General features: G+C 50.9%; 10 protein-coding genes and 3 tRNA genes. All 13 read right to left on the minus strand.

What is annotated here, in order from left to right; genetic code table 11:
• Positions 1-2 precede the first annotated feature (2 nt).
• Positions 3-1,724 (minus strand): GspE/PulE family protein, encoded by a 1,722-nt coding sequence (locus tag JZM60_RS14150; RefSeq protein WP_207163066.1) that lies wholly within the window; start codon positions 1,722-1,724, stop codon positions 3-5.
• Positions 1,725-1,775: 51 nt separating this feature from the next.
• Positions 1,776-2,984, minus strand: coding sequence for a type II secretion system F family protein (locus tag JZM60_RS14155; protein WP_207163067.1), 1,209 nt, complete (start codon positions 2,982-2,984; stop codon positions 1,776-1,778).
• A gap of 102 nt (positions 2,985-3,086) precedes the next feature.
• On the minus strand, positions 3,087-3,527 hold the full coding sequence (locus JZM60_RS14160) for a cytochrome C (protein ID WP_207163068.1): 441 nt from the start codon (positions 3,525-3,527) through the stop codon (positions 3,087-3,089).
• 19 nt (positions 3,528-3,546) lie between these two features.
• Positions 3,547-4,512, minus strand: a complete 966-nt coding sequence (locus tag JZM60_RS14165; protein ID WP_241426272.1) for a cytochrome c3 family protein — start codon at positions 4,510-4,512, stop codon at positions 3,547-3,549.
• 145 nt (positions 4,513-4,657) lie between these two features.
• Entirely contained in the window at positions 4,658-5,419 is a 762-nt protein-coding gene (locus JZM60_RS14170; RefSeq protein WP_207163070.1) for a cytochrome c3 family protein, read from the minus strand.
• Positions 5,416-6,465, minus strand: coding sequence for a 6-bladed beta-propeller (locus JZM60_RS14175; RefSeq protein ID WP_207163071.1), 1,050 nt, complete (start codon positions 6,463-6,465; stop codon positions 5,416-5,418). The genes JZM60_RS14170 and JZM60_RS14175 overlap by 4 nt, the downstream gene beginning before the upstream one ends.
• Before the next feature lie 183 nt (positions 6,466-6,648).
• Complete coding sequence (locus JZM60_RS14180) at positions 6,649-7,389, minus strand: polyprenol monophosphomannose synthase (protein ID WP_207165618.1); 741 nt, start codon at positions 7,387-7,389, stop codon at positions 6,649-6,651.
• Positions 7,390-7,598: 209 nt separating this feature from the next.
• Positions 7,599-7,675, minus strand: a tRNA-Asp gene (locus JZM60_RS14185).
• Between the two features lie 61 nt (positions 7,676-7,736).
• Positions 7,737-7,812, minus strand: a tRNA-Val gene (locus JZM60_RS14190).
• A 6-nt stretch (positions 7,813-7,818) separates the two neighbouring features.
• A tRNA-Asp gene (locus tag JZM60_RS14195) sits at positions 7,819-7,895 on the minus strand.
• A 119-nt stretch (positions 7,896-8,014) separates the two neighbouring features.
• Positions 8,015-10,432 (minus strand): endopeptidase La, encoded by a 2,418-nt coding sequence (gene lon / locus JZM60_RS14200; protein WP_207163072.1) that lies wholly within the window; start codon positions 10,430-10,432, stop codon positions 8,015-8,017.
• Between the two features lie 11 nt (positions 10,433-10,443).
• Positions 10,444-11,697 (minus strand): ATP-dependent Clp protease ATP-binding subunit ClpX, encoded by a 1,254-nt coding sequence (clpX, locus tag JZM60_RS14205; RefSeq protein ID WP_207163073.1) that lies wholly within the window; start codon positions 11,695-11,697, stop codon positions 10,444-10,446.
• Positions 11,694-12,293, minus strand: a complete 600-nt coding sequence (gene clpP, locus JZM60_RS14210) for an ATP-dependent Clp endopeptidase proteolytic subunit ClpP (protein ID WP_207163074.1) — start codon at positions 12,291-12,293, stop codon at positions 11,694-11,696. Before clpP ends, clpX begins: the two co-directional genes overlap by 4 nt.
• Positions 12,294-12,296: the final 3 nt, after the last annotated feature.

The raw sequence follows: 12,296 nt of genomic DNA on the forward strand, positions 1-12,296 counted from the left end.
GATTATTCAACAAAAGTGACACGGTTGATTTCCTTCAACGATGTTTCTCCGGCCAGGACTTTCTCCACGGCAGATTCCCGGAGAAAAACCGTCCCGGCTTCCTTGGCGGCAATCTTGAGCTGGGCCGCCGGTGTTTTCGACATGATCATCTCGCGGATATGGTCGTTCAAATCCAGCAACTCCACAATGGCCGAGCGCCCCCGGTAACCGGTACCGTTGCAGTCGTCGCACCCGCCGGGATCAAAGAAGGTTACGTCGCGGCATTGTTCCGGGTCAAGCCCTGATTCAATGAGAACCGAATCGGAATGCATTACCGGCTTCTTGCAATGGGGACACAGCTTGCGCACCAACCGCTGCGCCATGACGCAGTTCAGACAAGAAACAAAGTTGTACGGGTCGATCCCCATATGGATAAAGCGCCCCAGAACGTCAAAAACGTTGTTGGCATGCACTGTCGTAAAAACAAGGTGCCCTGTCAGTGCCGACTGGACGGCAATCTGCGCGGTTTCAGGGTCCCGGATCTCGCCCACCATGATTTTATCGGGGTCGTGCCGCAGAACGGAGCGCAACCCCCGCGCGAAAGTAAGGCCTTTTTTCTCGTTGACCGGAATCTGCACAATTCCCCTCAGCACATACTCCACGGGGTCTTCAATCGTTATGATCTTTTCCTCGCCGGTATGGATCTCGGTTAGGGCGGCATAGAGGGTAGTGGTCTTTCCGGAACCGGTGGGCCCAGTCACCAGAACCATTCCATAGGGCTCGCGGATTTTCTTCCGCAATCTCTTCATCTCGCGCGGGTTCATGCCGAGAGTCTCGAGTGTCAGCCCCTTGAGGTCCGAAGCCATGCTTTCCTTGTCGAGAATACGAATTACCGCATCCTCGCCAAAGGCGCTGGGCATAATGGAGACACGGAAATCTATGGCCTTCTCGCCGATCCTGACCTTAAACCGGCCATCTTGGGGGATGCGCCGCTCGGAAATGTCAAGTTCGCTCATAACCTTGAGACGAGATATTATCGGCGCCTGGAAATGGATGTCGAGAGGTTCGGTAGCACGGTAAAGTACCCCGTCAATCCGGTACTTTATAATGACCCCCTCAAGTGCTGATTCAATGTGTATGTCACTCGCGCGCCTAGTCAGGCCATCCATTACCGTGGAGTTGACCAACTTTATAATCGGGCTCGTATCGGCGGAAATCTTCTCCATGGAGAGGACTTCTTCCCCTTTGTCGTTCTCGCGAACGAGCTGGAGCATGAAGTCCTCCGACACTTCCTTCAGAACCCTGCTTGTGGCCTCACCCTTTTTGAGAATTGACGATATGACCGTATCGGTCGCAAGCTTGATGATAAGCGGACGATCCAGAAGAAGTTCCAATTCATCCAGCTTGATGACGTCAGTGGGATCGGAGATGAGAATAACCAGGCTATTCTCCTGTTCTTCAAGGGGAACAAACCGGTAACGATAGATGGCATCGGGAGGTAGGGTATTGAGAATCGTCTCGTTCGGACGCATCCCCCGGGCATCCACATATTCTATTCCGTACTGCTCCGACAGGGCCAATGCGAGAGCTTCCTCGGTAATGAAGCCTTCTTCGACACAGATTTCGCCAAAGCGCTTGGAGGTAACCTTAAGCTTTTCAACGACAAAAGGGAGGTCCTCGGGGTTCAGTGCCCCCCGTTCGACAAGGATTTCTCCGATATTTTTACGCCTGAAAACGTTATTCATGGTCTCTTTTGTCCAAATTCCTCATTCCTAGCGAACGGAAGCCGGCACGGATTATCCAACAGTACCCGCGATCTTGAACACCGGCAGGTACATGGTCACAATGATTACTCCGACCACAAGCCCCATGATAACCATTATGGCAGGTTCAATGGCCGTGGTAAGGAGATGAAGCCTGGCATCGATATCTGCCTCGAAATATTCAGAGATATCATTCAGCATTTCCTCCAGGGACCCGGTAGATTCGCCGACGCCCAGCATCCTGAGAGCCAGGGGGGGCATGAACTTAACCGATTCAATGGCATTCGACAAGCTCATTCCCTCTTCCACCTTGACGACCGCCTGAAGCAGACGACGTTCAAGCACCACATTATTAAGGGTGCCAACCGACATTTTCAGCGATTCTACAATGGGAATACCACTGCCAATGACTGTGGCAAGCGTTCGCGTAAATGAAGTAACGGCGAACTTGGAGAAAACCTCTCCCACGAAGGGGAGCCTGATAATAAGATCATCAGTAAAATAACGCCCGCGCTCAGTTGCGGCCCATCGCCGCAGAGCCATCCAGACACCGGCTACCAGAGCGATAAGGAAAGGGAAATAATGTTTGAGCGTTGTAGAGAATGCAATCAGGATCCTTGTAGGGAGCGGCAACTGCGAACCGGCATCGGCATAAACCTGACTGAAAGTCGGCACCACATACACCAGGAGAAATACAATCGCCACGGAAGCAACGGTAACGAGGATCGATGGATAGACAAGCGCCGAGACGAATCGCTTTCTGACATCCTCTACACGCTTCAGAAAAGCGATGTAACGCCTGATCGTCAGCGGAAGGTCGCCAGTACGTTCACCGGCCCGAACTGAAGCCACATAAAGGTGAGGAAAAGCCTTCGGATATTTCTCAAGGGCATCGGAAAGCGCCATTCCCCCCTTCACATTCTCGCGAACTTCCTTGAGGATATCCGAGAGTGCCCCCCGTTCGTAACGCTCCAGGATTGTATCCAGCGCCTGGATAATCGGAAGGCCTGCCTTGATAAGCACCAGAAGCTCCTGGTTGAACGTGAGGAGCGTCTTATTGTCTACCTTTTGGCGCTTTTTCCCTTTATCCCACAGGAACTGGAACGGCTTTCTTTTTATCTCAAAGACAAAAAAACCCTGATCCTCAAGACTTACCTGAAGAATCTCGGGATTAGCCGCTTCAAACTCCTTAATGATGATTCTACCTTCCGTAGATCCGAGTTTGCAGGTATAGAGGGCCATGCATGTCTCTTAGCACATTAATACTAAAAACTGAATTAAAAAACCGAGTAGATACAGCATTGTAGCATTTTCCAAGTATCAGAAAAAAACTATAATTCCGGGTTATTTCTCGTGACAGGAAAAACAGATTTTCGCTATTGGAAGACGGAGATGGTAATATTCCTGCTTTTCATCGGCAGGATTTTTGACATGCATCGAATGGCAGGTTGTGGCGCAGGTAATAGTCCCATCTTCAGCAACCGGGAGCCCTTCGCGATTCATTTCCGGCGCTTTGCCGACGCCGTGGTCAATCCTTACGTCATGGCACCCCCTGCAGAGGGTCACATGGTCGGCGCGCAACTGCCTCTTCATGGCACTACTGGTGAAAAAACTTTCCAGCTTATTCTTGGGGAGCAGATGGCATACTCCGCAATTTTCCCGGCTGGTGTGTGGATTGCCCTTGCTGTCTCCGGTTTCAGCAGTTGTTCTTCCCACGAATGAAACGAAGAGAAGCACAACGAACAATCCGACTGCAACGCTATGCTTCCTGAATGTCTTTCCCATAATTCCCCGCTAAAAACTGTCAGTAACTTTTTGGGTTATGGTCGACACCATGACATGAGAGGTAGCATTCACCGCGAAATGTTGAAACTCCCTTTTCCACAAACTTCAACTGTCCCTGGGAGTTCGCCGAAACAACAGTTTTATTGAACGTGAGCAAATACTTGTTGTCGGGGCTCCCGTGAGAGCTGTGGCAGGTGTAGCAAGAAGTCCCGTTGGCGCCGGTCGAGCTTCCCCTCCCCTGTATATGCAGGGCATGGTAGCGGAAACTCTCGTTGCCGAGGATGCTCGAACGGTCATGGCAACGATAGCAAAGGGCATAGGCAAAGGGTGTTTCCGTCTGGTTATCTTTTGTCGAATAATGATCCACAAGGATGAACTCATACAGGGAGCCATGGGGTCCCCGCGGCGACTCGGGGTTTTCGCTGCCATGGCAGTCTCCGCATGAGATCATGGACACATCACCTGCATTGATCTTTTTTTCTTTGTACGGTTTCAGGAGGCTGATTACCGCCGTGTTTTTCCCTTCATCTTCCACGGGATGGTAGGACGGATTCGACGTGGCAAACTCCATTCTCTTGTTGCCGTATTGGCCCGGCAAGTTTGTGCTCTCGCCATGACACTTGTAGCAGAGCTCATATTCCTTGCTAACGGACGAAATCACGTTGCCTACCCGTTTCCCCCGGATTCCCGCAAACTTGTTCTCAGTGGAAACGTAATGGGGATTGTGGCAATCCACGCACTCCGCATGACGTGGCATGCGCGAATCCGTCTCGGGAAGTATCTCATTGCTCCGGTGAATCCCTTTGGCATCAAAAGTCGGATGCCGGTAGGTCTTGGCAAATTCGGCCTCTATGTTTTTCCGGTTTCCGGAAGTCGGAGCAAAATTCCGCGGCATATTCTTGTATTCTTTTTTCAACCGCGACGCATCGCCGTGGCAGATTATGCACGTCTCGGGGCCTCCGCCGGCCTTGAAATTAAAGCTCAAGTGACAGGTGGAACAGCCGGTTGCTACCTTTTTTGTATCAAGATGAACCGCATTCTTGGGATATGCAGCCCCGAACAATGGCAACGGAACAGCTGATAAGAACATTGCGGCTATTAAAATCTTTGTCATAAACATTCTTGCTCTCTCACAGATCAGGTGACGTGAAGGTATGACACTCCGTACAGACTGAATCATGAGCATCCGTTGCACTCGTTCCATCGATGACCCAGAAGGGAGTAGCAGGATCATTATATTGTGTCTGATGTGGGTCATGACAGGTAATGCACTGCATCCGTTTTTCTCTGTCCAGGCGGATCTTCGTATTTAGCGGGAGCTGGTAAGTACCTGCACCTTCCAGTACATTAAGCCGGTCACGGACCGCCGTATTATAAACAAATGAAACAGGATGATGGGAATTGGTCATCTTAGTACGGTCAAAAACATTGGAGCCGGCCATAACAGTATAATAACTTGAGTTGACTTCGATGGCATCACCGTTCAGAACGGCCCCCAGCGCCGTTACCCCATCGTGGCAACTCAGGCAAAGCCGCGAGGAACCATTGGGTTCGGCTTTGTAATCACTGGTGGTTCGAGCAGTTGTATCAGTATGAATGGCAAGGGTAGTTGACGAATAATGGCCGAACAGCTGAGTAGTATCCTGACGGTTCCAGAGAACCGTTTGGGGTTTTGCGTTATGAGGGGTGTGACAGAAGATGCAGATCTGGTTCGAACGGGGATCGGAGGAGTTGGTCGCTTTGTAGGTTACGCCTGTATTGCTGCTCGAGAGGTTGTGCTTATTACCGCTGGCACTGATCTTGGGACCGGCCGCACCATAAGTCGCCCCACCCCCAAGCACCGCGCCAAGGAAAACAACGAGAGTCAACAGAAAGCCTGCTTTAGCCGTCATGGTGTGCTTTGCCTCAGGTACTCGAATATCTGGATACGTTTGTTATAGGTGTCGGAAATGAAAATCCTGTCGTTTTTATCTATAAACAATCCGCTGGGAAGGTAAAACTCTCCCTCTCCCTTGCCAGGCTTGCCCACGAAAAGAAGTAGATTTCCCTGCTGGTCGAAAATCTGAAAATTATCGAAGGAAGCATCCACAACATACACGTTGAGATCACTGTCCACCGCCACGCCACGGGGGCGCGCAAATGAACCGGGAGCATCGCCAACCTCGCCGAAACTCCTCACGTAATTACCGTCATGGTCATATTTTTTGACGGTAAAATTCATGGAATCGGTCACATAAACGCTTCCCGTCTTGTCAACCGCTACATTGGACGGTAAATTCAGCGGTTCGCCGCTCCCATCACGGGGGAACTCACCGAGATAGCTACCAGCCTTATCAAATTTCTTCAATTTATGTGCCAACACATCGACCACATAAATATCGCCATTGGAGGCAACGGCAATACCGGCAGGACGCAAAAAAGTGGCTGCACCTTCGCCCAGCTCGTGCAGGTACTCTCCATTTAACGAGAATAGATACACACGGGAATTAACCGAATCGGACACCAGCACATTGCCGTTTGCATCCAGGGCAACCCCAACGGGACTCATGAGGGGCTCGTCCGCAGCCTGCCGTAAGTAGTGAACTTCCCGTCTTTTCAGATCATAGCATTGAACGCCACGAGCCGTTGAATCCGCCACACAAAGAGTAGAGTCGCCATCAAAGACAACACCGTACGGCGTCATAAAAGGTATTGCAACATTCTCTTCACCGGTAACAAGCTGCCAAAGCTTACCCAGTTTCCCCTGATTCGGCATTATCTGCCCTGGCCCCGTTATTTCGCGGAGGAACCTGATTCTTGGCGTATTGGGAGGCGATGGCCAGACAAGGTCAACCGTATTATCCCGCAAAGCGAGGGGCTCAGCTCCGAAACCTGCGCACCCGGCAAGGCAAAAAGCCAGCATAATCAGAATGATTGTGCGACGAAATAATAAGTTCATGAAAAACCTCAAGCCATAACCATTCCTAGAATCCAAACCATGAAAAGGACGGCAGAGGCAACTCCCCAGATTCCGCCCTCCTTGACATTCATGACATTGCGTCTTGGAAATGCCTTCACAATGAAAACGATCGTCGACATTATCCACCCCCATAGCCCGGTCTGACAGACGACCGCCCATCCATCATGAAGCATGGGTGCCCCCTCTACGCGTCAGTTTCTTGACCAGCGACCCAAGTTTCAGCTTCCAGACCATAAGGACCGCCTCCCGGACGATCTTTTTTGACATTTTGGAACTTCCTGCGTGGCGATCAATGAAAATAATCGGGATTTCCCCAACCCGGAACCCCCGTTCGACACAACGGTAGTTCATCTCAATCTGGAAAGAATAGCCATCGGAACGTATCGTATCAAGATCAATGGATTCAATCACGCTGCGCCTGAAACATTTGAAACCGCTGGTGCAATCCCTTATGGAAAGGCCTGTGATGACCCTGGTATAAACACTTGCAAAATAACTGAGCATCAGTCGGCGGAGCGGCCAATTGACGACACTGACACCGTTAAGATATCTGGACCCGATAACTACATCGAAGTTACCCATGGCGTCGAGAAACATCGGTATCGTCGAGGGATCGTGCGAAAAATCGGCGTCCATCTCCATAATGAAATCAGCCCCATCACGCAGAGCGATCTTGAAACCATCGCAATAGGCTGACCCGAGCCCCATTTTCCCAGGGCGATGGAGTATATGAACACGCGGATTCTCACCACTCAATCGCTCGACTATTTTCCCCGTACCGTCCGGCGAATTATCATCCACAACGAGAATATGAATATAATCCCGTTGCGCCAGGACACTTTCAATTAGTGCCGGGATATTTTCACTTTCATTATATGTTGGTACGACAACGTATACCTTCACCCGAATTTGCCCCCCTGGCAGATGACAAAGCACAAGTGCAACGTGCGAATCACCATTTTTGATGAAGTCCGGCCCATAATCCAACTGCCATGTGAAGAATAGATAATTGCATTTCACACTGTCAAGAGGAAGAAAAAAAGGCGACCTTTGGACTCTTTGCCCACAATACAACAAAAAGAGGCCATGCATAGCATGGCCTCTTTTGAAGATGGCGGGGTCGACGGGGCTCGAACCCGCGGCCTCCGGCGTGACAGGCCGGCGTTATAACCAACTTAACTACGACCCCAAAATATTCAACTGTGTGCTTCTACAACGGAGTAAAGGGAAACCCCATTACCAATGTAATATGGTGGGCGAAGAGGGGATCGAACCCCCGACATCCAGCTTGTAAGGCTGGCGCTCTCCCAGCTGAGCTATTCGCCCGAAATATGGCGGGGTCGACGGGGCTCGAACCCGCGGCCTCCGGCGTGACAGGCCGGCGTTATAACCAACTTAACTACGACCCCGAACTTCTAAAAACGGAATAATCTACTAAAATGACAACATTTCTTACCTAAAAGCTCGCCTCAAAAGGAATTTAGTTTATACCAGACCACAGAACGGACTGTCAACCATATTTTTTCACTCAGTGGGCAGTTACTATATCTTTGGATGCCCCATCCTGAATACACACACCAGTGGGATTAACCGCAGGCAACATGTTTTCAAGAAGAGCCCTGGACAGGACTTCATCCATATGGGCAACATTAACTATAGTCATGCCATCATACACTTCGCGGGGAATTTCCTGGAGATCCTTCTGGTTATCGCGCGGGATGATTACTTCTTTTATCCCACCGCGACGGGCAGCTAAAAGCTTCTCCTTGAGGCCGCCAATGGGAAGCACATTACCCCGGAGTGTGACCTCACCGGTCATGGCAATATCACGACGCACCTCTCTGCCGGTCAGGGCCGACGTAATTGCCGTCACGATAGTAATGCCTGCGGACGGGCCATCCTTAGGTATTGCTCCTTCCGGAACGTGGACATGAATATCAATAGATTGGTAAAAATCACGTTCAAGGCCAAGTATCTGGGCCCTTGACCTGACATAGGTCATGGCCGCATGGGCCGACTCCTGCATCACCTCACCCAGTTTTCCGGTAATCGTGAGTTTACCCTTCCCCGGGACAATCGCCACCTCAATGGTGAGAAGCTCACCTCCAACCTCGGTCCAGGCAAGGCCTGTAACGACCCCAACAGAGTCCTTCTCTTCAGCCATGCCAATTTTGAATCGCTGCGGTCCGAGAAAATCCTTAAGTTGCTTGGGAAGAACGGAAATCTTTTTCTTTTCGCCCTTCACAATCCGATGGGCAACCTTGCGACAGACCGATGCAATCTCGCGCTCGAGATTGCGAACGCCGGATTCACGGGAATAGAACCGGATGATATCCAAAACCGCTTTCTGAGAGATGCTCACCTGCTCCGGAGAGAGACCATTATTCTCCATCTGCTTTTTCACGAGATAACGCTCGGCGATCATAAGCTTTTCATGTTCAGTGTAGCCATCGAGCCTGATCACCTCAAGCCTGTCCAGGAGCGGTCGCGGTATACCATGAAGTGAGTTGGCTGTCGCAATGAACATTACCCTGGAGAGGTCGTACTCCACATCAAGGAAATGATCGCCAAAATGTGCATTCTGCTCGGGGTCAAGAACCTCAAGCATTGCTGACGCCGGATCACCACGGAAGTCCGAACTCATCTTGTCGAGTTCGTCGAGAAGGAAAACCGGATTGTTGCTCCCCGCCTTTTTCAGATTCTGGATTATCTTGCCGGGCATGGCACCAACATACGTTCGGCGATGCCCACGGATCTCAGCTTCGTCGCGCATGCCTCCCAGAGACATTTTCACGAAGTTACGTCCCGTTGCCGAGGCAATGGAGCGGGCAAGCGATGTCTTGCCGACCCCGGGAGGCCCCACGAGACACAGGATAGGCCCTTTGATCCGCTTAACGAGCGTTTGCACTGACAAAAACTCGAGAATACGCTCCTTAACCTTGAGGAGCCCGTAATGATCGGCATCGAGTATTGCCTCAGCGGCAACAATGTTATGCTTCTCCTTGGATAATTTTCCCCATGGGAGCGTAACAAGCCAGTCGACGTAATTTCTGACAACCGCCGCCTCTGCTGAAGAAGGGGACATCAGCTTGAGTTTTTTCAGTTCGGCAAGTGCCTTTTGTTTTGCTTCCTTGGAAAGGCTACCTTTCGTGACTTTTTCCTCAAGTTCTGCGATCTCCTGCTTATAGTCGTCCTTCCCTCCGAGCTCCTTCTGAATCGCCCTCATCTGCTCATTGAGGTAGTATTCTTTCTGGTTTTTCTCCATCTGCTTCTTGACCCGCGAGCGAATCTTACTCTCAAGCTGAAGGATTTCAACCTCCGACTCCATGAATGCGAGGAGCCGTTCCAATCTACGGCCCGAGTCGGCAATCGCAAGAAGCTCCTGCTTATCACTGAGCTTCAGGTTCAGATGTGGTGCCAGGGTATCGGCAAGTTTTCCCGGATCAGTGATATTCAGGACAGCACTGGTCGTTTCCTGCGGGATTCCCTTGGTAAGCTTCACATAATCTTCGAAGGTTGAACGGGAACTGCGTACCAGAGCCTCAATTTCGGAAGTAGTTTCAAATTCATCAGGTACCGGCTGCACATCTACCGTAAAATAGTCGGCAAGGGGGAGATACGACGCAATGACGCCCCTCCTCTTCCCCTCAACAAGCACTTTGACTGTTCCATCGGGGAGCTTCAGGAGCTGGATCACCTGTGAAACCGTCCCGATAGAATAAATATCTTCTTCAGCCGGTTCCTCTGTCTTGGCGTTTTTCTGGGTAGCCAGGAAAATAAGGCGATTACCGTTCATGGCCGCTTCAAGGGCGGAGATTGACTTTTCTCTGCCGACAAAAAGCGGTACCACCATATGAGGAAACACAACTATGTCCCTTAATGGTAAAAGAGGGAATCTTTCCAGATCCCCTCTTTTTATTGCCTGGATATCCATATTTTCGTGCATCTGGTCCTCTGTCAGGCGGATTCCGCCACACTCTCATAAACTATGATCGGTTTCTCGCGATTGTAGATCACATCCTCGCTGATAACCACTTCCTTGACCATGCTCTGGGACGGAATCTCATACATGATATCGAGCATGGCATTTTCAAGGATAGATCTGAGCCCCCGCGCACCCGTCTTGCGCTTCAGGGCCTCACGTGCAATTGCCACCAGGGAGCCGTCGGTAAACTTGAGCTTAACGTGCTCCATTTCGAAGAGCTTCTGGTACTGTTTGACCAGCGCACTCTTCGGCTCCTTGAGAATCTGCACCATCGCAGCCTCATCCAGCTCATGCAAGGTGGCGAGTACGGGAAGGCGGCCTATGAACTCGGGGATAAATCCGAACTTGAGCAGATCCTCAGGGGTGACCTCGACAAGGAGTTCCCCTGCTTTCTTCTCGACCTTGCTCTTCACATCGGCACCGAAACCAAGGGTTTTAACGCCTATGCGCTGCTGGATGATGTTATCAAGGCCGGCAAACGCACCACCGCATATGAAAAGTATATTCGAGGTGTCAACCTTGAGGAACTCCTGCTGGGGATGCTTACGCCCCCCTTTCGGCGGAACGCTCGCGACAGTACCTTCGATGATTTTAAGCAGCGCCTGCTGTACCCCTTCACCGGAAACGTCGCGGGTGATGGAGGGAGAATCGGATTTACGCGCTATCTTGTCAATTTCATCAATGTAGATAATCCCCTTCTGGGCCCGCTCCACATCATAGTCGGACGCCTGGAGAAGATTGAGGATGATGTTCTCCACATCCTCCCCCACATAGCCGGCCTCCGTCAGATTGGTGGCGTCGGCCATGGCAAAGGGAACCCGGAGAATACGTGCAAGAGTCTGGGCAAGAAGTGTCTTGCCGGAACCGGTGGGACCCAGAAGGAGTATGTTGCTCTTCTGCATCTCCACATCGCTTGGCTTGCCCATGCACTCGATGCGCTTGTAATGATTGTAAACAGCAACGGCAAGAATCTTCTTCGCCCTGTCCTGACCAATGACGTATTCATCGAGAACGTCCTTGATTTCACGAGGCTTGGGGAGCTTCTTGGCATCCGGCCCCATAGCTTCTTCAAGCTTGCTCTCTTCGGCGATGATGTCATTGCAGAGCTCAATGCACTCATCGCAAATATAAACCGTCGGTCCTGCGATGAGTTTTTTCACCTCATCCTGGCTCTTTCCGCAAAAAGAACAGGTCAGGTTTTCGCTGCCGTCGTTTCTTCTACTCACCGACAACCTCCGCTGGTGGCTTTTCTCTCTATAATTGTATCAATAATACCATACGTTTTTGCTTCTTCACCAGACATAAAATAATCACGCTCGGTGTCCGCCTCAACCTTCTCAAGTGTCTGTCCGGAATTCTCGGACAGTATCTCATTGAGGCGCTTCTTCATCTTCAGGATTTCCTGGGCATGAATATGAATATCGGTCGCCTGCCCCTGGAACCCCCCCAGCGGCTGGTGAATCATAATCCGGGAATGAACCAGACTGAAACGCTTCCCCTTCTCACCGCCGGAGAGCAGCAAGGCTCCCATGGACGCAGCCTGACCAACGCAAATCGTCGAAACAGGAGCTTTTATGTACTGCATGGTGTCGTAAATAGCCATACCGGCAGTCACGACGCCACCGGGAGAGTTTATATAGAGGTGAATATCCTTATCGGGATCCTCAGCCTCAAGGAAGAGAAGTTGCGCTATAACCAGGTTCGCCACATGATCATCGATGGGACCACCGAGGAAAATAATCCGATCCTTGAGAAGGCGCGAATAAATGTCATAGGAACGCTCACCCCTGCCGGTTTGTTCGACCACTATAGGTACGAGCATACT

The organism is Geobacter benzoatilyticus (genome assembly GCF_017338855.1).
GTDB lineage: Bacteria > Desulfobacterota > Desulfuromonadia > Geobacterales > Geobacteraceae > Geobacter > Geobacter benzoatilyticus.

Coding starts and splice junctions, on each gene's coding strand:
- JZM60_RS14175 (WP_207163071.1), bottom strand. CDS start 6,465: ATGAACTTATTATTTCGTCGCACAATCATTCTGATTATGCTGGCTTTT.
- JZM60_RS14160 (WP_207163068.1), bottom strand. CDS start 3,527: ATGGGAAAGACATTCAGGAAGCATAGCGTTGCAGTCGGATTGTTCGTT.
- clpP (WP_207163074.1), bottom strand. CDS start 12,293: ATGCTCGTACCTATAGTGGTCGAACAAACCGGCAGGGGTGAGCGTTCC.
- JZM60_RS14170 (WP_207163070.1), bottom strand. CDS start 5,419: ATGACGGCTAAAGCAGGCTTTCTGTTGACTCTCGTTGTTTTCCTTGGC.
- lon (WP_207163072.1), bottom strand. CDS start 10,432: ATGCACGAAAATATGGATATCCAGGCAATAAAAAGAGGGGATCTGGAA.
- JZM60_RS14150 (WP_207163066.1), bottom strand. CDS start 1,724: ATGAATAACGTTTTCAGGCGTAAAAATATCGGAGAAATCCTTGTCGAA.
- JZM60_RS14155 (WP_207163067.1), bottom strand. CDS start 2,984: ATGGCCCTCTATACCTGCAAACTCGGATCTACGGAAGGTAGAATCATC.